The organism is Burkholderia sp. AW33-5 (genome assembly GCF_053427615.1).
Genome location: NZ_JBSAXA010000005.1, coordinates 13,406 through 35,116, shown reverse-complemented (window position 1 = coordinate 35,116; position 21,711 = coordinate 13,406). Strand labels below are relative to the sequence as shown.

Sequence of the window (21,711 nt, the reverse complement as noted above, 5' to 3'; positions counted from 1 at the left end):
TCGCGGAAAAAGGAAAGGGGCCGCGAGGCCCCTTTTTTGCATGGCGTCGTTCAGTGTCGGCCGGTGCTGCCGAAGCCGCCTTCGCCGCGATCGCTTTGCGCGAAGTCGTCGACGATGTTGAATTGCGCCTGCACGACCGGCACGATCACGAGCTGCGCGAGCCGCTCGAACGGGTTCAGCACGAACTCGGTCTGGCCGCGGTTCCACGTCGAGATCATCAGCTGGCCCTGGTAGTCGGAATCGATCAGGCCGACGAGGTTGCCGAGCACGATGCCGTGCTTGTGGCCGAGGCCCGAGCGCGGCAGGATCAGCGCCGCGTAGCCGGGATCCGCGAGGTGAATCGCGAGGCCGGTCGGCACGAGCGTCGTTTCGCCAGGCTGCAGCGTGACGGGCGCGTCGAGACACGCGCGCAGGTCGAGGCCCGCGCTGCCCGTGGTGGCGTAGGCGGGCAGGTAGTCGCGCATGCGCGCGTCGAGAATCTTCAGATCGAGTTTCATGCGGTCGTCGAATCGGTCGGGAAGGGCGCGGCGGCGCGGGCCGCCGCGCGGGTGATCAGATCAGGCGGTTGTCCGGCAGGCGCTTCGCGATTTCCGCGACGAGCACGTGCGCGAGTTCGTCCTTCGGGGCGCGCGGCAGGCGCGTGAGGCCGGCCGCCTCGAACAGCACGACTTCGTTGTCGTCGCGGCCGAACGTCAACGGGCCGAGATTGCCGACCAGGAGCGGCACGTTCTTGCGCTTGCGCTTCTCGTCGCCGTGCACGTCGAGGTCGCCGCTTTCGGCCGCGAACCCGACGCAATACGGCGGATCGGGCAGCGCCGCGACCGACGCGAGGATGTCCGGGTTCTCGACGAACGCGAGCGCCGGCATCTTGCGGTCGGCCGTCTTCTTCATCTTGTGCTCGGCCGGATGATCGACGCGCCAGTCGGCAACCGCGGCCACCGCGATGAAGATGTCGGCGTCGGACACGGCTTGCATCACCGCGTCGTACATCTGCTGTGCCGTCTGCACGTCCTGGCGGTATACGCCCCACGGCGTGTCGAGCGCAACCGGCCCCGCGACGAGATGCACGTCGGCGCCGGCCTGCTGCGCGGCGCGCGCGAGCGCGAAGCCCATCTTGCCGCTCGAGCGGTTCGTGAGGCCGCGCACCGGATCGAGCGGCTCGAACGTCGGGCCGGCCGTGATCAGCACGCGACGGTGCGCGAGCACCTTCGGCGCGAAGTGCGCGACGATCGCTTCGTAGATCGCCTCGGGTTCGAGCATGCGTCCGTCGCCGACTTCGCCGCACGCCTGCGCGCCCGAATCGGGGCCGAGCACCGTCACGCCGTCGGCGCGCAGTTGCGCGGCGTTGCGCTGCGTGGCCGGGTTCTGCCACATCTGGCGGTTCATCGCGGGCACGACGAGCAGCGGGCAGTCGCGCGCGATGCACAGCGTCGACAGCAGGTCGTCAGCGAATCCGTGCGCGAGCTTCGCGAGGAAATCCGTCGACGCGGGCGCGATCACGATCGCGTCGGCTTCGCGCGACAGGTCGATGTGCGCCATGTTGTTGTCGATGCGCGCATCCCACTGGCTCGTGTAGACGGGCCGGCCGGACAGCGCCTGCATCGTCACGGGCGTGATGAACTGCGTGGCGGCTTCGGTCATCGCGACCTGCACGGTCGCGCCCGCCTTCGTCAGCAGCCGGGTGAGCTCGGCGATCTTGTAGCAGGCGATGCCGCCCGTCAGGCCGAGAACGAGGTGTTTTCCTGCGAGTTCTGCGTGTGCCAACTCAGGCCTCCAAGGGTCAAACGGAACGGCCGGCGCAAAGCCGGCCGTCGACACCGAGTATGCGCGCTCAGCGCGAGCCGCGCACGCGACGCAGTTCGTCGTAGATCAGCAGCACCGCACCGATCGTGATCGCGGAATCGGCGAGGTTGAACGCCGGGAAGTGCCAGGCGCCGAGGTGGAAATCGAGAAAGTCGATCACGTGGCCGTAGATCAGCCGGTCGATCACGTTGCCGAGCGCGCCGCCGAGGATCAGCGCGAGCGACAGGCTGAACAGCCGCTGCTGGCCGTGACGGCGCAGCAGGAAGCAGATCACGAGCGTCGCGCCGATGCCGAGCGCGGTGAACGCCCAGCGCTGCCAGCCGCTCGCGGTCGACAGGAAGCCGAACGCGGCGCCGCGGTTGTACACCAGCACGAGGTTGAAGAACGACGTCAGCGCATGCTGCGCGCCGTACGCGAACGTTTTCAGGATCGCGATCTTCGACAGCTGGTCGAACAGAATCACGATCAGCGAAATGCCGAGCCAGGGCGCGAGCGCGCCGCTGGCCGGTTTCGACACAGTCTTCGCCATATTCAAGCAGCGCTCCGGTTTTCGCCGTTTTCAAACAGGTTCGAGAAGCAGCGGCCGCACAGCGTCGGATGATCGGCGTGCGCGCCGACGTCCTCGCGGTAGTGCCAGCAGCGTTCGCACTTCTGGTACTTCGACGCCGCGACGTCGACGCTTTCCTGCGCTTCGTCGTCGACCTTCACGACCGTCGCCGCCGACGTGATCAGCACGAACTTCAGATCTTCGCCGAGGCTCGCGAGGGCGTCGTAGCGCGCGCCGCTCGCATGCACGGCCACTTCCGCCTGCAGCGACGAACCGATGCGGTTCGCGGTGCGTGCCTCCTCGAGCGCCTTCGTCACGTTGCCGCGCACGTCGCGCAGCAGCGCCCACTTCTCGATCAGCGCGGCCGCCCCGGCGACTTCCGGATACGTGTAGTAGGTTTCCGTGAACACGGTGTCGCTGGCCGGCTGGAACACCTTCCACGCTTCTTCCGCGGTGAACGACAGGAACGGCGCGAGCACGCGCAGCAGCCCGTGCGTCAGGTGGTACAGCGCGGTCTGCGCGGAGCGACGGGCGCGCGAATCGGGCGCGCTCGTGTACAGGCGGTCCTTGAGCACGTCGAGGTAGAAGCCGCCGAGGTCTTCCGAGCAGTACGTCTGCAGCTTCGCGACGACCGGATGGAACTCGTACTTCTCGTAGTGGCCGAGCAGTTCCGTCTGCAGTTGCGCGGAGAACGCGACCGCGTAGCGGTCGATCTCGAGCCATTCGCCGACCGGCACCGCGTGCTGCGCGAAGTCGAAGTCCGACAGGTTCGCGAGCAGGAAGCGCAGCGTGTTGCGGATGCGGCGATAGCCTTCCGTCACGCGCTTCAGGATTTCCTCGGAGATCGCGAGCTCGCCCGAATAGTCGGTCGATGCGATCCACAGGCGGATGATTTCCGCGCCGAGACGGTTCGCGACTTCATGCGGATCGATGCCGTTGCCGAGCGACTTGCTCATCTTGCGGCCTTCGCCGTCGACCGTGAAGCCGTGCGTGAGCAGGCCCTTGTACGGCGCGCGGCCGTCGATCATCGACGCGGTCAGCAGCGACGAGTGGAACCAGCCGCGGTGCTGGTCCGAGCCTTCGAGGTACAGGTCGGCCGGGAACTGCAGCTGATCCTTGTGCGAGCCGCGCAGCACGTGCCAGTGCGTCGTGCCCGAGTCGAACCACACGTCGAGCGTGTCGCGGTTCTTTTCGTACAGGTTCGCGTCGTCGCCGATCAGCTCGCGCGGGTCGAGCGTCTGCCACGCCTCGATGCCCGACTGCTCGACGCGTTTCGCGACTTCCTCGAGCAGCTCGAGCGTGCGCGGGTGCAGCTCGCCGGTTTCCTTGTGCACGAAGAACGCCATCGGCACGCCCCATTGGCGCTGGCGCGACAGCGTCCAGTCGGGACGGTTCGCGATCATGCTGAACAGGCGCTGCTTGCCCCACGACGGATAGAACGCGGTCGCCTCGACGCCTTCGAGCGCGGTTTCGCGCAGCGTCTTGCCGTCGTCGCGCGGCTTGACGTCCATGCCGGCGAACCACTGCGACGTCGCGCGGTAGATGATCGGCGTCTTGTGGCGCCAGCAGTGCATGTAGCTGTGCGTGTACTTCTCGCTGCGCAGCAGCGAGCCGGCTGCGTTCAGCGCGTCGACGATCTTCGGGTTCGCGTCCCAGATCGACAGGCCGCCGAACAGCGGCAGCGATTCGATGTAGCGGCCGTCGCCCATCACCGGGTTGATGAAGTCCGAATCGGTCATCCCGTGCGCCTTGCACGACTGGAAGTCCTCGATGCCGTAAGCCGGCGACGAGTGCACGACGCCGGTACCCGTGTCGGTCGTCACGTAGTCGCCGAGGTAGACGGGCGCGGTGCGCTTGTAGCCGGGGTGGGCCGATGCGAGCGGGTGGTGGAAGCGCAGGTTCGCGAGCTTCACGCCGGGCGTGGTCGCGACGACGCGGCCCGTCAGCTTGAAGTCGGCCATGCAGGCTTCGACGCGTTCTTCCGCGATGATCAGCAGCCCGCGCTCGGTGTCGACCAGCGCGTAGACGATTTCCGGATGGAGGTTGAGCGCCTGGTTGGCGGGGATCGTCCACGGCGTGGTGGTCCAGATCACGATGCCGCCCTCGGCGCGCGGCAGCGCCGGCAGGCCGAACGCCTGCGCGGTCTTTTCCGGTTCCGCGAACGCGAACATCACGTCGATCGTCGGGTCGGTGCGGTCCTTGTACTCGACTTCCGCCTCGGCGAGTGCCGAGCCGCAGTCGAAGCACCAGTTCACCGGCTTCAGCCCGCGATACACGTAGCCCTTCTCGATGATCTTGCCGAGCGCGCGGATCTCTTCCGCCTCGTTGACGAAGTTCATCGTCTTGTACGGGTTCGACCAGTCGCCGAGCACGCCGAGGCGCTTGAAGCCGACCTTCTGCTTCTCGATCTGCTCGGTCGCGTACGCGCGCGCCTTGCTCATCACTTCGGCCGCCGGCAGCGACTTGCCGAACTGCTTCTCGATCTGGATCTCGATCGGCATCCCGTGGCAATCCCAGCCCGGCACGTACGGCGCGTCGAAGCCGGCCATGTTGCGCGACTTCACGACGATGTCCTTCAGGATCTTGTTGACCGCGTGACCGAGGTGGATGTCGCCGTTCGCATACGGAGGGCCGTCGTGCAGGATGAACTTCGGCCGGCCCTGGCTGGCCGCGCGGATCTTGTCGTAGATGCCGCGCTCTTCCCATTCCTTGACCCACTGCGGTTCGCGCTTGGGCAGGTCGCCGCGCATCGGGAACGGCGTGTCGAGCAGGTTGACCGGATACTTGGCCTGCGGTTTCGAATCGGCTTTCTTGTTGCTCATGATGGGATCGCTATCTAAATCGGGGGACGCTCGTGCGTCGTGAATCGGGGATGCGCGCGTGTCGGCGGCGCGAGGGTGCGGCGCGGGGCGCCGCCGGCCGGATCAGCTAATTCGGTCGGTCGCCGATGTCGCGAAGCCGGTCGCGCGGCTGCCCGGCGCGCGGTCGCGCTCGATGAAGTACGCGCGCGCGTTCGCGACGTCCAGCGCGATCGCGCGTGACAGCGCCTCGAGATCGTCGAACTTCGCCTCGTCGCGCAGCTTCTTCAGGAATTCGACGCGGATGAGCTTGCCGTACGCGTCGCCGTGCCAGTCGAGCAGGTGGACTTCGAGCAGCACGCGGCCGGAATCGTCGACGGTCGGGCGCAGCCCGAGGCTCGCGACGCCCGGCAGCGGGGCGGGGCCCAGGCCGTGCACCTGCACGACGAAGATGCCCGCGAGCGCCGGCCGCTTGTGTGCGATCGGCAGGTTCAGGGTCGGGAAGCCGAGGTCGCGGCCGAGCTTCAGCCCGTGCGCGACGTGGCCGCTGATCGCGTAGCCGTGGCCGAGCGCCTGCGCGGCCGCGTCGAGATCGCCCGCGGCGAGCGCGGCGCGCACGCCCGAGCTGGAGATGCGCGTGCCGTCGCTGCCGGCGACCGTGCCCATCTGCTCGACCTCGAAGCCGTACTGCTCGCCGGCCGCCTTCAGCGTGTCGAAGGTGCCCGCACGCTTCGCGCCGTAGCAGAAATCGTCGCCGACCATCATCCAGCGCGTGTGCAGCCCGCCGACCAGCGTGCGTTCGACGAACGCCTGCGGCGACTGGCTCGCGAACGTATGGTTGAAGTGCTCGACGACGACGCGGTCGACCCCGTGTTCGCGCAGCGCTTCCAGCTTGTCGCGCAGCATCGCGATGCGCGGCGGCGCGCCGGCCGGGTTGAAGAATTCGCGCGGATGCGGCTCGAAGGTCATCACGCACACGGGCAGGCCGCGCGCGTCCGCTGCCGCGCGCACGCGCGCGAGCAGGGCCTGGTGGCCGCGATGGACACCGTCGAAGTTGCCGATCGTCAGCGCGCACGGCGCGCGGCTCTCGGCGTTGGGCAGGCCGCGGAAGACTTTCACGATAGCGGATGCAGCGTCGGGGGAATGGGCGGTGGGATGCCGCAAAGCAGAAGATTATAAACGTTCGGGCGACCCGGCGGCCGAGAAGGGGGGGAACGCGGGGGCGAATGGTAAAATTCGCGGATGAAAAAACTCGTGATCCTGATTTCCGGTCGCGGCAGCAACATGGAGGCCATCGTCCGCGCGTGCGCGCAGGAGCGCTGGCCGGCCGAGGTCGCCGCCGTGATCGCCAACCGGCCCGACGCGGCCGGCCTGGCTTTTGCCGCGTCGCACGGGGTGGCGACCGCGGTGGTCGACCACCGGTCGTTCGACAGCCGCGACAGCTTCGACGCGGCGCTCGCCGCCGAAATCGACCGCTTTGCGCCCGATCTCGTCGTGCTCGCCGGCTTCATGCGCATCCTCACGCCCGATTTCGTCAGACGATATGAAGGCCGGCTGCTGAACATCCACCCGTCGCTGCTGCCGAGCTTCAAGGGCATCCACACGCACCAGCAGGCGCTGGATGCCGGCGTCGCGCTGCATGGCGCGAGCGTGCATTTCGTGATTCCCGAACTCGACAGCGGCGCGATCGTCGCGCAGGGCGCGGTGCCCGTGCGCGCCGGCGACGACGCGGCCGCGCTCGCGCAGCGCGTGCTGACGGTCGAGCACGTGCTGTATCCGCGTGCGGTGCGCTGGTTCGTCGAGGGGCGCCTGCGCCTCGAGAACGGCCGGGCAGTGGTGGCGCCGGAAGAGGCGCGCTGGATTTTCGCGGATCAACCGCATACCGAAACGAGCGAGGGCGTATGAAGCTGCACGGATTCCTGATTGGCCAGACCGAGACCTTGCTGGCCGAGGTGCTGAAGTTCACCGGCCCCGCCGACGCGACCACGAGCCGGTTCTTCCGCGCGCACCCGAAGCTCGGCCACGCCGAGCGCGGCGTGATCGCCGAGGCGGTGTTCGCGGTGCTGCGCCGGAAGATGGAGTTTTCGCACCTGGCCGAGAGCGGCACGGGCAGCCCCGCGCGGCGCCTGACGTTGCTCGGCCTGATGCAGACGCTCGGCCGCAATGCGCTCAAGCCGTTCGTGTCCGACACCGAGGCCGCGTGGCTCGAGCACGTGTCGAAGATCGATCCGGCGAGCCTGCCGGTGCGCGTGCGCACGAACCTGCCGGACTGGATCTACCAGGCGCTGTCGGCCCGTTTCGACGCCGAGGAGCTCGCGCAGCTCGCCGCGGCGCTGAACTACCCGGCGCCGCTGGACCTGCGCGCCAACGCGCAGAAGGCGACGCGCGAACAGGTGATCGACGCGCTGCGCGCGAACGGCATCGACGCGGGCGAGACGCCGTTCGCGCCGCAGGGCGTGCGCGTCGTCGGCAAGCCGGCGCTCACGCGCCTGAAGCTGTTCGAGGAAGGCCAGATCGAGGTGCAGGACGAGGGCAGCCAGCTGCTGTGCTCGCTGGTCGCGCCGCGCCGCGGCGAGATGGTCGTCGATTTCTGCGCGGGCGCCGGCGGCAAGACGCTCGCGCTCGGCGCGATGATGCGCTCGACCGGGCGCCTGTATGCGTTCGACGTGTCGGAAAAGCGCCTCACGAAGCTGAAGCCGCGCCTCGCGCGCAGCGGGCTGTCGAACGTGAATCCGGTGCTGATCGACAGCGAGCACGACGCGAAGATCAAGCGGCTCGCCGGCAAGATCGACCGCGTGCTGGTCGACGCGCCGTGCAGCGGCCTCGGCACGCTGCGCCGCAACCCCGACCTCAAGTGGCGCCAGACGCGCACGTCGATCGAGGAGCTCACGCCGAAGCAGGCGTCGATCCTCGCGAGCGCGGCGCGTCTCGTGAAGAAGGGCGGCCGGCTCGTCTATGCGACCTGCAGCGTGCTCGACGCGGAGAACGAAGCGATCGTCGAGCAGTTCCTCGCCGATCATCCGGACTTCGTGCTGGTGCCCGCGCAGAAGGTGCTGGCCGACCAGCGCATCGCGCTCGAGACCGGCGACTACCTGTCGCTGTGGCCGCACCGCCATGCGACCGACGGCTTCTTCGCCGCGGTCCTCGAACGACGCGCGCAGTAACGGCAGGACCCACGGATGATGCAGAACCGCCTGCTGTCGCACCGGCTCGCGTCGGTGATCCGCGACTTCAACCAGCCCGTGATGATCTGGCAGGCGGCGATCCTCGTCGGCGCGCTGTGTTTCGCGTGGGTCGCCGCGCGCTTCGTGCACGGCCGCATCGACGCGCGCCGGCGCGCGGCCGGCCGGACGCCGGGCGCCGGTGCGCAAAGCCTGAAGCGCGCGCTGTTCCCGCTGTTCGGCGGCCTGTTCGTGCTGGCCGCGCAGCTTGGGTTCGACCCGTTCATGTCGACGTCGCTGCTGTCGCTCGCGCTCGTGCCGCTGTTCGGCATCGGGCTCATCTACGTGCTGTTCTTCTTTGCGCGGCGCGTGTTCGCGCGCGACGGCCACACGCATGCGTGGCTGTCGATCGTCGAGAAGATCGTGTCGGTGATCGTGTGGGCGGCGATGGTGCTGACCGTGCTCGGGATCCAGCGCGACGTGATCGCGTGGCTCGACAGCGTGCAGTTCCGCGTCGCGAATGCGCACCTGACGCTGCTGTCGGTGATTTCCGGCGCGTTGTGGGTATGCGTGACGCTGATGGTCGCGATGTGGCTCGGCTCGGTGCTGGAGGAGCGCCTCGCGCGCGCCACCACGCTCGACGCGAACCTGAAGGTCGTGATGTCGCGGGTTGGCCGCGCGCTGCTCGTGTTCGCGGCGATCCTGATCGGGCTGTCGCTCGTCGGCATCGACGTGACGGTGCTCGGCGTGTTCGGCGGCGCGGTGGGCGTCGGCCTCGGCTTCGGGCTGCAGAAGATCGCCAGCAATTACGTGTCGGGCTTCATCATTCTGCTCGACCGCTCGCTGCGGCTCGGCGACGCGATCAGCGTCGGCGGGCTGCAGGGCGTCGTCACGCAGATCCGCACGCGTTATACGGTCGTGCGCGGCCTCGACGGCAACGAGACGCTGATCCCGAACGAGAAGCTGATCACCGACGTCGTGCAGAACCAGTCGTCATACCTGACGCGCGGCTACGCGAAGGTCGCCGTGCAGGTTGCCTATACCTGCGACGTCGAGCAGGCGCTCGCGGTGCTCGCGGAGGCCGCGAAGGACGTGCCGCGCGTGCTCGCGGACCCGGCGCCGGCCCCGTATCTGGTCAGCTTCGGCGCGGACGGGATCGATCTGGAGCTCGGCTTCTGGATCGAGGATGCGGCGAAAGGCACGTCGGGCGTGCGTTCGTCCGTGAACCGCAACATCTGGCGGCTTTTCGGCGAGCACGGAATCTCGATTCCGTTCCCGCAGCGCGAAGTGCGCGTGGTCGGCCTGCCGGACGGTCTATCCGCGACCGGCGCCGTAGCGGACGGGATGCCTGTGGCGGTGGTCGGCGGTGCGGCGGACGGGCGGGCGTCGGCGGCCTAGGCGCGAATCGGGCGAATCGGGCGAATCGGGCGGTCAGAACCGGATCGTGGCGCTTTCCCGGTCCGCCGATGGACTGTTTGCGTTGCGTCAAGACAAGAAAATATTCATTTTTTACAAAGACTTGGAACGGTTGAAGTAAAATTCCGGTCTACACGCGGTATGCTTTCATTTTTATGACGTCGGCTTGCGCCGGCATCGCTCTCACCACAGGTAACTGCCTTGTTGAATTCCCTGCTCGATTTTCTTTCCCACGGGCTCCTGCGCTTTTCGTGGTGGCAGGTCGCGTTGTTCGCGCTCGCCGTCACGCACGTCACGATCATCGGTGTGACGGTCTACCTGCACCGCTGCCAGGCGCACCGCGCGCTGGAGCTGCACCCGATCGCGAGTCACTTCTTCCGTGCCTGGCTGTGGATGACGACCGGCATGCTGACGGGCCAGTGGGCCGCGATCCATCGCAAGCACCACGCGAAGTGCGAAACCGAGGAAGATCCGCACAGCCCGCAGACGCGCGGCATCTGGAAGGTGTTCCTCGAAGGCGCCGAGCTGTATCGCGCGGAAGCGAAGAACGAAGAAACGATGCGCAAGTTCAGCCACGGCACGCCGAATGACTGGATCGAGCGCAATCTGTACTCGAAGTACCCGATCCTCGGCGTGAGCCTGATGATGGTGATCGACATCGCGCTGTTCGGCGTGCTCGGCCTGACCGTGTGGGCCGTGCAGATGGTCTGGATCCCGTTCTGGGCCGCGGGTGTCGTGAACGGCTTCGGCCACTTCTGGGGCTACCGCAACTTCAACTCGGCCGATGCGAGCACGAACCTGTTCCCGTGGGGCATCGTGATCGGCGGCGAAGAGCTGCACAACAACCACCACACGTTCGCGACGTCGGCGAAGCTGTCGAACAAGTGGTACGAGTTCGACATCGGCTGGATGTACATCCGCATCATGTCGGCATTCGGTCTCGCGAAGGTGAAGAAGGTTGCACCGACGCCGCGTCTGAACAAGCCGAAGACGGTGCTCGACCAGGAAACGCTGCAGGCCGTGCTGTCGAACCGGTACGAAGTGATGGCGCGCTACGGCAAGGCCGTGAAGCGTGCGTACCGCCAGGAGCTCGCGCATCTGAAGGAACTCGGTTCGAGCGAGAAGTACCAGCTGATGCGCGGCGCGCGCAAGTGGTTCCACAAGGACGCCGACGGCCTCGACGAGCCGCAGAAGAAGCTGCTGCCGGAGATTTTCGCGAACAGCCAGAAGCTGCATACGTACTTCCAGCTGCGCCAGGATCTGGCCGCGATCTGGGATCGCTCGACCGCCTCGCGCGAACAACTGCTCGCGCAATTGCAGGATTGGTGCCATCGCGCGGAACAAAGCGGCATCAAGGCGCTGCAGGAATTTGCGACGCGCCTGCGTCGCTACGCCTGATTCGAAATCGATTAGAATCTCAGGACGTCACAAACCCCGCGTTGGCGGGGTTTTTTCATTTGGGCGGCCGGTTTTCGAAGGGCGACCCGACGTGCCGGAATTCGCATGAGGCTCGGGGCCGCGCCGACGTGGCGCCCCGGGGCAAGCGTAGAGGATGGGGCCAGAGCAGGTGCTCACGCACTAACTCTGGTCGACCGCGAAGCATGGGACCCGAGTAAGTGCTGTAGCACTAACTCGGGTCGACAGGAGATATGGAGATGCAATCGACGATCAAACCCGTCGAGTACGACCGGCCGGTCTCAGCAGGGACCGTCTGCGGCGTGGGCCAGGCGTGGGCCAAGGTGCCCGAGGCACCGTCCGCCGAAGAACGCACCGCACTGAAGGCGCGCATCAAGGCGCTGCTCGCGCGTGAAAAGGCCGTGCTCGTCGCTCACTACTACGTGGATGCCGAGCTGCAGGAGCTGGCCGACGAAACCGGCGGCTGCGTCGCCGATTCGCTCGAAATGGCCCGCTTCGGCCGCGACCACGACGCACAGACGCTCGTCGTCGCCGGCGTGCGCTTCATGGGCGAAACCGCGAAGATCCTGAGCCCCGGCAAGCGCGTACTGATGCCCGACCTCGACGCGACCTGCTCGCTCGATCTCGGCTGCCCGGTCGACGAATTCTCCGCGTTCTGCGATGCGCATCCCGACCGCACCGTCGTCGTCTACGCGAATACCAGCGCCGCCGTGAAGGCGCGCGCCGACTGGATGGTCACGTCGTCGATCGGCCTCGAGATCGTCGCCGACCTGCACGCACGGGGCGAGAAGATCATCTGGGCACCCGATCGCCATCTCGGCAGCTACATCCAGAAGAAAACCGGCGCGGACATGCTGTTGTGGCAGGGTTCGTGCCTCGTCCACGACGAATTCAAGGGCATCGAGCTCGACCTGCTGCGCGCCGAGTATCCGGACGCGAAGGTGCTCGTGCATCCCGAGTCGCCGGAAAACGTCGTCGCGCAGGCGGACGTCGTCGGCTCGACGACGCAGCTGATCGACGCTGCCGTGAAGTTCGACGCGACGCACTTCATCGTCGCGACCGACCTCGGCATCCTGCACAAGATGCAGCTCGCGGCGCCCGGCAAGACCTTCATCGCCGCGCCGACGGCCGGCAACAGCGCGACCTGCAAGAGCTGCGCCCATTGCCCGTGGATGGCGATGAACGGCCTCGCGAACCTCGCCGACGTGCTCGAGCGCGGTCACAACGAGATCTTCGTCGATCCCGCGATCGGCGCGCGCGCGCGTCTGCCGATCGACCGGATGCTCGATTTCGCAGCGGCGCACAAGAAGCGCGTGCAGGCGAGCGGCGATCTGCAGCGCGATCAGCAACTGTTTGCGAACGTGGGGGCTGCATGACCAGCGCAGTCTCTCCGTTGTTCGAAGCCGTGCGCGCCCAATACGGCACGGCATTCGACGAAGCGATCGCGCGCAACGTCGCCGATGCGATCGCCGAAGACGTCGGCACCGGCGACCAGACCGGGCGGCTCGTGCCGGCAGGCGAGCGGCGCCGTGCGCGCATCATCGTGCGCGAGGAGGCGGTGTTGTGCGGCGTGCCGTGGTTCGAGGCCGTCGTCGCGCGGATCGATCCGTCGATCGTCGTGCAGTGGCGGTATCGCGAAGGCGACCGGATGACGCCGGATTCGACGGTCTGCGAACTCGAAGGGCCGGCGCGCGCGCTGTTGACGGCCGAGCGCAACGGGCTGAACTTCCTGCAACTGCTGTCGGGCGTCGCGAGCGCGACGCGTCGTTACGTCGATCGCGTCGAAGGCACGCGCGCGAAGATCCTCGATACGCGCAAGACCCTGCCGGGCCTGCGGCTCGCGCAGAAGTACGCGGTGCGCGTCGGCGGCGGCGAGAACCAGCGTCTCGCGCTGTACGACGGCATCCTGATCAAGGAAAACCATATCGCGGCGGCCGGCGGTGTCGGCGAGGCGCTCGATGCGGCGTTCGCACTCGATGCCGGCGTGCCGGTGCAGGTCGAAGTCGAGACGCTCGCGCAGCTCGACACGGCGCTCGCGCATGGCGCGCAGTCGGTGCTGCTCGACAACTTCACGCTCGACATGATGCGCGAGGCGGTGCGCGTCGCGTCCGGCAAGGCCGTGCTCGAGGTGTCGGGCGGTGTCAATTTCGATACGGTGCGCACGTTCGCGGAGACGGGCGTCGACCGCATCTCGATCGGCGCGCTGACGAAGGACGTGCACGCGACCGACTATTCGATGCGGATCGTCGACTGACCGCACGACATACCGTCTGACGAAAAAAGCCGCTGGCGCGCAAACGCCAGCGGCTTTTTCGTGGGCCGCAAGCCGGAAGGGCGTGCCGCTCAGCGGCGCGAGCGGGGCGTGAGCACGCTCGGCAGCGCCTTCGGCAACGTGTGCGGCCAGTCGCGGCTGTAGTGCAGCCCGCGGCTTTCGCGGCGCGAATACGCGCTCTTCACGATCAGCGTCGCGACGTCGACGAGATTGCGCAGTTCGAGCAGGTCGCGCGTGACGCGGAAGTTCGCGTAGTACTCGTGGATCTCGTCGCGCAGCAGCGACAACCGGTGCTTCGCGCGCTCGAGACGCTTGTCGGTACGCACGATGCCGACGTAGTTCCACATCAGCCGGCGCAGTTCGTCCCAGTTGTGCGCGACGACGACTTCCTCGTCCGCATCCGACACGCGGCTTTCGTCCCATGCGGGCAGCGTGCCCGGCGTGTCGGCGTCGAAGCCGGCCGCCTCGATTGCCTCGGCCGCCGCGCGGCCGATCACGAGACATTCGAGCAGCGAATTGCTCGCAAGCCGGTTCGCACCGTGCAGCCCCGTGTACGACGTTTCACCGACCGCATACAGGCCCGCGAGATCGGTGCGTCCCGCGAGGTCGGTGACGACGCCGCCGCACGTGTAGTGCGCGGCCGGCACGACCGGAATCGGCTGCTTCGCGATGTCGATGCCGAATTCGAGGCAGCGCGCGTGGATCGTCGGGAAGTGTTCGCGCAGGAAGGCTTCCGGCTGGTGGCTGATGTCGAGGTACACGCAGTCGATCCCGCGCTTCTTGATCTCGAAGTCGATCGCGCGCGCGACGATGTCGCGCGGCGCGAGTTCCGCGCGCGGATCGTGCGCGGGCATGAAGCGCGTGCCGTCCGGCAGCTTCAGCAGGCCGCCTTCGCCGCGCACGGCTTCCGAAATCAGGAACGATTTCGCGTACGGATGGAACAGGCAGGTCGGGTGGAACTGGATGAATTCCATGTTCGACACGCGGCAGCCCGCGCGCCACGCCATCGCGATGCCGTCGCCGGTCGCGGTGTCGGGGTTCGTCGTGTACAGGTAGACCTTGCCGGCGCCGCCGGTCGCGAGCACCGTGTGCGGCGCCTCGATCGTGATCGTGCGATCGTTGTCGACGTCGAGCGCATACAGCCCGTGACAGCGGCGGCCGGGCAGCCCGAGCCGGTCCGACGTGATCAGGTCGATCGCATGGTGGTTTTCGAAGAACGTGATGTTCGGATGCTGGCGCGCGCGGTCGGACAGCGTCGCGAGCACCGCATGGCCGGTCGCGTCGGCCGCGTGGATGATTCGACGGTGGCTGTGGCCGCCTTCGCGCGTCAGATGGAAACCGAGTTCGGCCGCATCGTCCTTCGTGAACGGCACGCCCTGCGAGATCAGCCACTCGATCGCTTCGCGGCCGTGCTCGACGATGTAGCGCGTCGCGCCTTCGTCGCACAGGCCGCCGCCGGCGACCAGCGTGTCGTCGACGTGGTTCTCGATGCTGTCCGCCGAATCGAGGACGGCCGCGATGCCGCCTTGCGCGTTATCGCTTGCCCCCTCCATCATCGAACGTTTCGCGATCAGCGCGACACGTCGCGTGCTGGCCAGGTTGAGTGCGACCGACAGCCCTGCCAGGCCGCTGCCGACGATCGCCACGTCGAATTTCATGCTGCATCTCCATCGTTACGCTTTAGCTCTTGTGCGTTCCGTCGGCCGTGGCCGCGGAAAGGGGAGAGCATACCGCGTCGGGCCCGCGCGTGCGCGCAAAACAAAAAGCCCCGCATGTGCGGGGCTTTTTGGTCGCCGTCAGGCTGGCAGAAACCGGAGATTACTTGATCTTGGTTTCTTTGTATTCCACATGCTTGCGGACGACGGGATCGAACTTCTTGATCGCCATCTTTTCCGGCATGTTGCGCTTGTTCTTCGTGGTCGTGTAGAAGTGACCCGTACCAGCGGTCGACTCGAGCTTGATCTTGTCGCGTGCGCCTTTTGCCATGATTGTGCTCCTTGGGCTTAGGCTTCGCCGCGTGCGCGCAGGTCAGCGAGCACGGAATCGATGCCGTTCTTGTCGATCAGGCGCAGGCCGGCGTTCGAGACGCGCAGGCGCACCCAGCGGTTTTCGCTCTCCACCCAGAACCGGCGGTTTTGCAGGTTCGGCAGGAAGCGGCGCTTCGTCTTGTTGTTTGCGTGGGAAACGTTGTTGCCGCTCATCGGCGCTTTCCCAGTTACTTGGCATACGCGTGCCATGAGAGCACTCCTAATACGCTAAATTCGGGGTTCGATCGCCGATGAAGGTTCCATCGTACCGCCACGTGATCCATGGCTGCACTCAGAACGCCGAAGCCTTTACAGACAAGGCCCTTCGATGGCTAGAACTGGTTGGAAAAAAGACAGACGACGATTCTAGCAGAAAAAGTTCAGAAAAATCAAACCCAATTTCGCTTCGTCGTTGCGGCCACCCCGGGGCGGGTCGCCGGGCCACAGTCTACAGCCAACCGGCGCGTGCGAACGAAAATGTATCGGCGGTGCCGACGACCACGTGATCGAGCAGCTTCGCGTCGACGAGCGTGAGCGCTTCGTGCAGCATCCGCGTCAGGCGGCGATCCTCCGCGCTCGGCTGCACCGCGCCGGACGGGTGATTGTGCGCGATGATCAGCGCGGCGGCATTCAGCATGAGCGCGCGCCGCACGATCTCGCGCGGATAGACGACCATTCGCGTCAGCGAGCCGCGGGCGCTCTCCTCCACGTCGATGAGGCCGTGACGGGCGTCCAGGTACAGCGTGACGAACACCTCGTGCGGACGCGTGCCGATCCTGAGCCGCAGATAATCCTCGACCGCGCCTGGCGAGCCGATCTGCATCCGCTCGCGGGCTTTCTCGGCCAGCGCGCGCCGCACGATCTCGGTCACCGCGATCAGCACCGCCGAGCGCGCGGGGCCGATGCCGGGGTGCATGGCGAACGCGCCGGGCTCCGCGTCGAGCATGTCGCGCAGCGAATCGTCGAAACGTGCGAGCAGCGCGCGGGCGCTGGCGAACACGTCGTGGCCGCCGCCGCCCGTGCCGAGCAGCAGCGCGATCAGCTCCGCGTCGGTCAGCGCGGCCGGCCCGCGTTCCAGCAAGCGCTCGCGCGGCAGATGGGGTTTCCAGTTTCGCGGGCGGCGCTTGCCCGGCGGCCTGGCTGCATCGATGAGGCGGGCCGGAGCGACGGGGGCATCGGCGGTGTCGCGACATTCGGTCGCCGGGGCGGCGGGACAGGGTGACAGCATGATCGAAACTCCATTGGCGGCGGGCGCGGGCGCGATGTCGTCGCACTTTCAGCCTTGCGCGCTCAGGTGACTTACAATATTGGCTTTGCGCCGGGCCTTTCGGCCAGTTCGGGCGCCGACGAACACGAGTCATTCATGAGCATCATCGATCTATCCGAAGTGAAGCCCGGTTCCCATGTCACGCTGCATTACCGGCTTGCATTGGCCGACGGCGCCGACATCGTCAACACCTTCTCCGACAAGCCCGCCACGCTGCTGCTCGGCGCGGGGCAACTGGCGCCCTCGCTGGAACAGATTCTGATCGGGCTCAGGGTGGGCGACCATTCGACTTATCAGCTAACGCCTGAGCAGGGGTTCGGTCCCCGCAATCCCGACATGCTCCAGCGCGTGACGCTGTCGACGCTGCGCGAGAACGGGATGGTCGGCGACGATTTCACGCCGGGCGACCTCATCGAGTTCAACGCGCCGGACGGCGGCCGCTATGCAGGGGTGCTGAAGGAAGTCAGCGAAACCTCGGCGCTGTTCGACTTCAATCATCCGCTCGCGGGCCAAGCGCTCACGTTCGAAGTGAAAATCATCGGAATCCTGTAATCATGAGCACCACCGATACGCTGTCCGGGCAGACCGTCGCCGCCGATGCCGAAATCCTGCTGGCCCAGCCGCGTGGCTTCTGCGCGGGCGTCGATCGCGCGATCGAGATCGTCGAGCGCGCGATCGCGATGCACGGTGCGCCGATCTACGTCCGTCACGAAATCGTCCACAACAAGTACGTGGTCGAGGATCTGAAGAAGAAAGGCGCGATCTTCGTCGAGGAACTCGAGGAAGTGCCGGCCGGCAATACCGTGATCTTCAGCGCGCACGGCGTGTCGAAGGCCGTGCGCGACGAGGCGGACGTGCGCGGGTTGCGCATTTACGACGCAACCTGCCCGCTCGTCACGAAGGTGCACGTCGAAGTGGCGAAGATGCGCCAGGACGGGGTCGACATCGTGATGATCGGCCACAAGGGCCACCCGGAAGTCGAAGGCACGATGGGGCAGGTCGAGCGCGGCATGCATCTCGTCGAAAGCGTCGAGGACGTGCAGAAGCTCGAGCTCGCCGATCCCGAGCGCATCGCGCTCGTCACGCAGACGACATTGTCCGTGGACGACGCCGCCGAGATCATCGGCGCGCTGAAGGCGAAGTATCCGAAGATTCGCGAACCGAAGAAGCAGGACATCTGCTACGCGACGCAGAACCGCCAGGATGCGGTGAAGTTCATGGCGCCGCAGTGCGACGTCGTGATCGTCGTCGGCAGCCCGAACAGCTCGAATTCGAGCCGCCTGCGTGAAGTGGCCGAGAAGCGCGGCGTGGCCGCGTACATGGTCGACGCACCCGATCAGATCGATCCGGCATGGGTCGCCGGCAAGCGCCGCATCGGCGTGACGGCCGGCGCATCGGCGCCGGAAGTGCTCGCCCAGGCCGTGATCGCGCGGCTGCGCGAGCTCGGCGTGCGCAACGTCCGCGCACTCGACGGCATCGAGGAAAACGTGTCGTTTCCGCTGCCGCGCGGGCTGAACCTGCCGCCTGCCGCCTGATTGCCGCATCGCACCCGTGGTACCCCGAAGCGCGCCGTTTGGCGCGCTTTTTTTTTGCGTTGCGAAAATGCGATCGCAACCATTATTCACACCAATGGTGCAACCCGGTTGCTATCGCTGCGCTTAACCGTCTCTCAAAAATGGTTGCAATGCAGGAAAACCCCATCGAATCAGGATTATTGGCGTCCTATAAATGGAGTTACAATGCGCCCGTTTTCAGGCCGGAATGGCTTTGAAATCGGGTTTTGGCAAGGCGCGGGAGACCTACTCGATGCATGTGAAGTTGGCTTACGCCATGTCCGTCGCCGCACCGGTTGCAATGCTTGCCGGCTGCAGCAAAAAGAGCGACGACGAGGCGGGCAGGGACGCTGCGGCACGCGCAGTACCGGCTGCCAGCGACGTGCGCGCTGCCGGAACCGGTCGTGCGGTGCCGTCGGCGTGCCGCGTTGCGCAATCGGACAGTGACAAGGACAACGGGGCACGTTTGGCGATCGAGGAAATCAACGCGCAGGGCTCGAAGATCGGCATGCATTCGGCACGGCGGGCAGCACGCGCCGGCGGCGCTGCCATCGACCGGGCGACGGGCATGCAGATTGTCCGACAACGAGCCGCGGACCGTGATGCGGCAACAGCAGGGCGCGTCGAACGACGGACGCCCGGGTTTCGGGGCAACGCAGGCGACGTGCGGATGTCACTGATCCCCTTTCATTTCGATTCGACGAAACGGCGTGTCGCCGCGACCCATCGCGTCGCGGCGGGCGGGCTGCTTCGTTTCACGGATTCCGACGCAGTCCTGACGAAAGTCGGGCGCCACCTTTGCGATGCCGGTTCGGGCGCCGCGCGGGCGGCGGCGGACGGCCCGCTTGCAGCGCAGGCGACGGCGTCCGGCATCGGAGCGCAAACCCTTGGCGACAACGGCATGTGCGCCGCCAAGGTGGTCGAGCCCGCGGGCGACGCGGCGCGGAACCTGATCTGCCCGGATGCAGGGTTCGCCCCGGCCCGGACGGAAAAAGGCACGGCGTTCGGGCAACCGGACACCGTTGCGGCACGCTGCCCTACGACTTCAAGGAGGCCAAGTACACCGTCCTCGATGTCGTGACGATTTAGCGACGGGACTCACGATGGCACCGGAACAGTGCGGTGCCGTTTCTGTATCCGCTCCGGCGGCAGGTCCGGCCGTACAGGCCGGGCGGCGCGCGCCGGGACGATCCACCCTTACCGGTATCGACTAGTACCCGCAGTGTCGCCGAGAAGGCGCGATTCCTCGCTTACCCGCGGGGCGCAACGTCCTCCGGCAGCATGGGCCAAGGAGCTTTAAATGGATATTTTCATCCAGCAGATCCTCAACGGGCTGGTGCTCGGCAGTGTGTACGCCATCATCGCGTTGGGTTACACGATGGTGTACGGCATTCTCGGCATCATCAACTTCGCGCACGGCGACGTGCTGATGATCGGCGCGATGGTCGCCCTGTCGGCGATCACCGTGCTGCAGAACCATTTCCCCGGACTCGGCAACGTCGCGACGCTGACGATCGGCCTTGGCATCGCCGCCGTCGTCTGCGCGTGCGTGGGCTACACGATCGAACGTGTCGCGTACCGGCCGCTGCGCCGTGCGCCGCGTCTCGCCCCGCTGATCACCGCGATCGGCGTGTCGATCCTGCTGCAGACGGCCGCGATGATCATCTGGTCGCGCAACCCGCTGCCGTTCCCGCAATTGCTGCCGACCGATCCGATCAACGTGATCAAGGCGACCGACACGACGCCCGGCGCCGTGATCTCGGTGACTGAAATCGTGATCATCGCGGTGGCGTTCATCGTGATGGCGGGCCTCCTGCTGCTCGTGCACAAGACCAAGCTCGGCCGCGCGATGCGTGCGATCGCCGAAAGCCCGAACACCGCGAGCCTGATGGGCGTGAACCCGAACTTCGTGATTTCGGCGACGTTCATGATCGGCTCCGCGCTCGCCGCGCTGGCCGGCGTGATGATCGCGTCCGAATACGGCAACGTGCACTTCTACATGGGCTTCATCCCCGGCATGAAGGCATTCACGGCGGCGGTGCTCGGCGGGATCGGCAACCTCGGCGGCGCGATGGTCGGCGGCGTGGTGCTCGGCCTGATCGAGCAGCTCGGCGCGGGTTACATCGGCAACCTCACGGGCGGCGTATTCGGCAGTAACTACCAGGACGTGTTCGCATTCATCGTGCTGATCATCGTGCTGGTGTTCCGTCCGTCGGGCCTGCTGGGTGAACGTGTCGCGGACCGCGCGTAACGGAAGGGGAGCAAACAACATGACATCCATTCAACCGATCGAATCCTCGACGTCGCTCGTCGAAGAGCGCAACACGGCCAAGACCGTCATCATCGGCATCCTGACCGCGGCCTTCGTGATCGCGGCGCCGATCATCATCGGCTCGGCAGGCGGCAACTACTGGGTCCGCGTGCTCGACTTCGCGATGCTGTACGTGATGCTCGCGCTGGGTCTGAACGTGGTGGTCGGCTTCGCCGGCCTGCTCGACCTGGGCTACATCGCGTTCTACGCGGTGGGCGCGTACACGGCGGCGCTGCTGAGCTCGCCGCACCTGACCTCGCAGTTCGAGTGGATCGCGGCGCTCGCGCCGAACGGCCTGCACATCCCGTTCCTGATCATCGTGCCGATCGCGATGGCGCTGGCGGCGACCTTCGGGATCCTGCTCGGCGCGCCGACGCTGCGCCTGCGCGGCGACTACCTGGCGATCGTGACGCTCGGCTTCGGTGAAATCGTCCGGATCTTCATGAACAACCTCGACCGTCCGGTGAACATCACCAACGGCCCGAAGGGGATCACGGGCATCGATCCGGTGCACGTCGGCGGCTTCAACCTGTCGCAGACGCACTCGATCTTCGGCTTCCAGCTGCCGTCGGTCTACATGTACTACTACCTGTTCGTGCTCTGCGCGCTGCTGGTGATCTGGGTCTGTACGCGCCTGCAGCACTCGCGTATCGGCCGTGCATGGGCCGCGATCCGCGAAGACGAAATCGCCGCGAAGGCAATGGGCATCAATACCCGTAACGTGAAGCTGCTCGCGTTCGCGATGGGCGCGTCGTTCGGCGGCCTGTCGGGCGCGATGTTCGGTGCGTTCCAGGGCTTCGTGTCGCCCGAGTCGTTCACGTTCTGGGAATCGATCGTCGTGCTCGCCTGCGTGGTGCTCGGCGGCATGGGCCACATCCCCGGCGTGATCCTGGGCGCGGTGCTGCTCGCGATCTTCCCGGAATTCCTGCGTTCGACGATGAGCCCGCTGCAGCATGCGATCTTCGGTCACGACATCGTCGATACCGAAGTGATCCGTCAGGCGCTGTACGGCCTCGCGATGGTGATCATCATGCTGTATCGCTCGGAAGGCCTGTGGCCGGCGCCGAAGCATGAGGACAAGATCGCGAAACTGGCGAAGCGCAACAGCAAGAAGCCGGTGCGCGCTTAACCAACGGACAA

The 21,711-nt window shown here is 66.5% G+C and carries 19 protein-coding genes and 1 pseudogene; 11 read left to right on the top strand and 9 right to left on the bottom strand.

From position 1 onward, the window contains the following. Positions 1 to 50: 50 nt before the first annotated feature. From dut to ACV22V_RS11750, 5 genes are all read right to left on the bottom strand, one after another. On the bottom strand, positions 51 to 497 hold the full coding sequence (gene dut / locus ACV22V_RS11770; RefSeq protein ID WP_059468295.1) for a dUTP diphosphatase: 447 nt from the start codon (positions 495 to 497) through the stop codon (positions 51 to 53). A gap of 55 nt (positions 498 to 552) precedes the next feature. Beyond that, positions 553 to 1,764: a bifunctional phosphopantothenoylcysteine decarboxylase/phosphopantothenate--cysteine ligase CoaBC gene (gene coaBC / locus ACV22V_RS11765; protein WP_059527730.1), complete on the bottom strand. Its 1,212-nt coding sequence runs from the start codon at positions 1,762 to 1,764 to the stop codon at positions 553 to 555. Between the two features lie 67 nt (positions 1,765 to 1,831). Further along, a complete protein-coding gene (gene lspA / locus ACV22V_RS11760) occupies positions 1,832 to 2,332 on the bottom strand; it encodes a signal peptidase II (protein ID WP_059527727.1) in 501 nt (166 codons plus the stop codon). A gap of 2 nt (positions 2,333 to 2,334) precedes the next feature. Further along, complete coding sequence (gene ileS, locus ACV22V_RS11755; protein ID WP_448013940.1) at positions 2,335 to 5,172, bottom strand: isoleucine--tRNA ligase; 2,838 nt, start codon at positions 5,170 to 5,172, stop codon at positions 2,335 to 2,337. Between the two features lie 102 nt (positions 5,173 to 5,274). Beyond that, positions 5,275 to 6,267, bottom strand: a complete 993-nt coding sequence (locus tag ACV22V_RS11750; RefSeq protein WP_059527721.1) for a bifunctional riboflavin kinase/FAD synthetase — start codon at positions 6,265 to 6,267, stop codon at positions 5,275 to 5,277. 123 nt (positions 6,268 to 6,390) lie between these two features. Between ACV22V_RS11750 and purN the strand changes: the two genes are divergently transcribed. The 6 genes from purN to nadC all read left to right on the top strand — a co-directional run bounded on the left by purN (position 6,391) and on the right by nadC (position 13,395). Next, positions 6,391 to 7,053, top strand: coding sequence for a phosphoribosylglycinamide formyltransferase (gene purN, locus ACV22V_RS11745; protein WP_059527718.1), 663 nt, complete (start codon positions 6,391 to 6,393; stop codon positions 7,051 to 7,053). Further along, positions 7,050 to 8,312: an RsmB/NOP family class I SAM-dependent RNA methyltransferase gene (locus ACV22V_RS11740; protein WP_223964995.1), complete on the top strand. Its 1,263-nt coding sequence runs from the start codon at positions 7,050 to 7,052 to the stop codon at positions 8,310 to 8,312. Before purN ends, ACV22V_RS11740 begins: the two co-directional genes overlap by 4 nt. 15 nt (positions 8,313 to 8,327) lie before the next feature. After that, positions 8,328 to 9,707 carry a mechanosensitive ion channel family protein gene (locus tag ACV22V_RS11735; protein ID WP_448013939.1) on the top strand — a complete coding sequence of 460 codons (1,380 nt, stop codon included), beginning with the start codon at positions 8,328 to 8,330 and terminating at the stop codon, positions 9,705 to 9,707. A 219-nt stretch (positions 9,708 to 9,926) separates the two neighbouring features. Further along, positions 9,927 to 11,123: a DesA family fatty acid desaturase gene (locus ACV22V_RS11730; RefSeq protein WP_059527709.1), complete on the top strand. Its 1,197-nt coding sequence runs from the start codon at positions 9,927 to 9,929 to the stop codon at positions 11,121 to 11,123. A 257-nt stretch (positions 11,124 to 11,380) separates the two neighbouring features. After that, the gene (gene nadA / locus ACV22V_RS11725) at positions 11,381 to 12,517 is read left to right on the top strand and encodes a quinolinate synthase NadA (RefSeq protein WP_059692268.1); all 1,137 of its coding nucleotides are present in this window, start codon (positions 11,381 to 11,383) and stop codon (positions 12,515 to 12,517) included. Next, on the top strand, positions 12,514 to 13,395 hold the full coding sequence (nadC, locus tag ACV22V_RS11720) for a carboxylating nicotinate-nucleotide diphosphorylase (RefSeq protein ID WP_059701864.1): 882 nt from the start codon (positions 12,514 to 12,516) through the stop codon (positions 13,393 to 13,395). The genes nadA and nadC overlap by 4 nt, the downstream gene beginning before the upstream one ends. 89 nt (positions 13,396 to 13,484) lie before the next feature. On the opposite strand, the gene nadB is transcribed toward nadC, so the two are convergent. The 4 genes from nadB to radC all read right to left on the bottom strand — a co-directional run bounded on the left by nadB (position 13,485) and on the right by radC (position 16,668). Next, positions 13,485 to 15,071 (bottom strand): L-aspartate oxidase, encoded by a 1,587-nt coding sequence (gene nadB / locus ACV22V_RS11715; protein WP_059527704.1) that lies wholly within the window; start codon positions 15,069 to 15,071, stop codon positions 13,485 to 13,487. A 160-nt stretch (positions 15,072 to 15,231) separates the two neighbouring features. Next, a complete protein-coding gene (gene rpmG / locus ACV22V_RS11710) occupies positions 15,232 to 15,399 on the bottom strand; it encodes a 50S ribosomal protein L33 (protein WP_006478046.1) in 168 nt (55 codons plus the stop codon). A gap of 17 nt (positions 15,400 to 15,416) precedes the next feature. Beyond that, complete coding sequence (rpmB, locus tag ACV22V_RS11705) at positions 15,417 to 15,650, bottom strand: 50S ribosomal protein L28 (protein ID WP_004186391.1); 234 nt, start codon at positions 15,648 to 15,650, stop codon at positions 15,417 to 15,419. A gap of 238 nt (positions 15,651 to 15,888) precedes the next feature. Further along, a complete protein-coding gene (gene radC, locus ACV22V_RS11700; protein ID WP_059692221.1) occupies positions 15,889 to 16,668 on the bottom strand; it encodes a RadC family protein in 780 nt (259 codons plus the stop codon). Between the two features lie 135 nt (positions 16,669 to 16,803). On the opposite strand from radC, the gene ACV22V_RS11695 reads away from it, so the two are divergent. The 5 genes and pseudogenes from ACV22V_RS11695 to ACV22V_RS11675 all read left to right on the top strand — a co-directional run bounded on the left by ACV22V_RS11695 (position 16,804) and on the right by ACV22V_RS11675 (position 21,700). Further along, entirely contained in the window at positions 16,804 to 17,259 is a 456-nt protein-coding gene (locus tag ACV22V_RS11695) for an FKBP-type peptidyl-prolyl cis-trans isomerase (protein WP_059468284.1), read from the top strand. Between the two features lie 2 nt (positions 17,260 to 17,261). Then, positions 17,262 to 18,242 carry a 4-hydroxy-3-methylbut-2-enyl diphosphate reductase gene (gene ispH / locus ACV22V_RS11690; protein ID WP_006488968.1) on the top strand — a complete coding sequence of 327 codons (981 nt, stop codon included), beginning with the start codon at positions 17,262 to 17,264 and terminating at the stop codon, positions 18,240 to 18,242. Between the two features lie 271 nt (positions 18,243 to 18,513). Then, positions 18,514 to 19,349 (top strand): annotated as a pseudogene (locus ACV22V_RS11685) (branched-chain amino acid ABC transporter). 211 nt (positions 19,350 to 19,560) lie between these two features. Then, positions 19,561 to 20,511, top strand: a complete 951-nt coding sequence (locus tag ACV22V_RS11680; protein ID WP_059468282.1) for a branched-chain amino acid ABC transporter permease — start codon at positions 19,561 to 19,563, stop codon at positions 20,509 to 20,511. A gap of 19 nt (positions 20,512 to 20,530) precedes the next feature. Continuing rightward, positions 20,531 to 21,700 carry an ABC transporter permease subunit gene (locus ACV22V_RS11675; protein ID WP_059538404.1) on the top strand — a complete coding sequence of 390 codons (1,170 nt, stop codon included), beginning with the start codon at positions 20,531 to 20,533 and terminating at the stop codon, positions 21,698 to 21,700. Positions 21,701 to 21,711 lie beyond the last annotated feature (11 nt).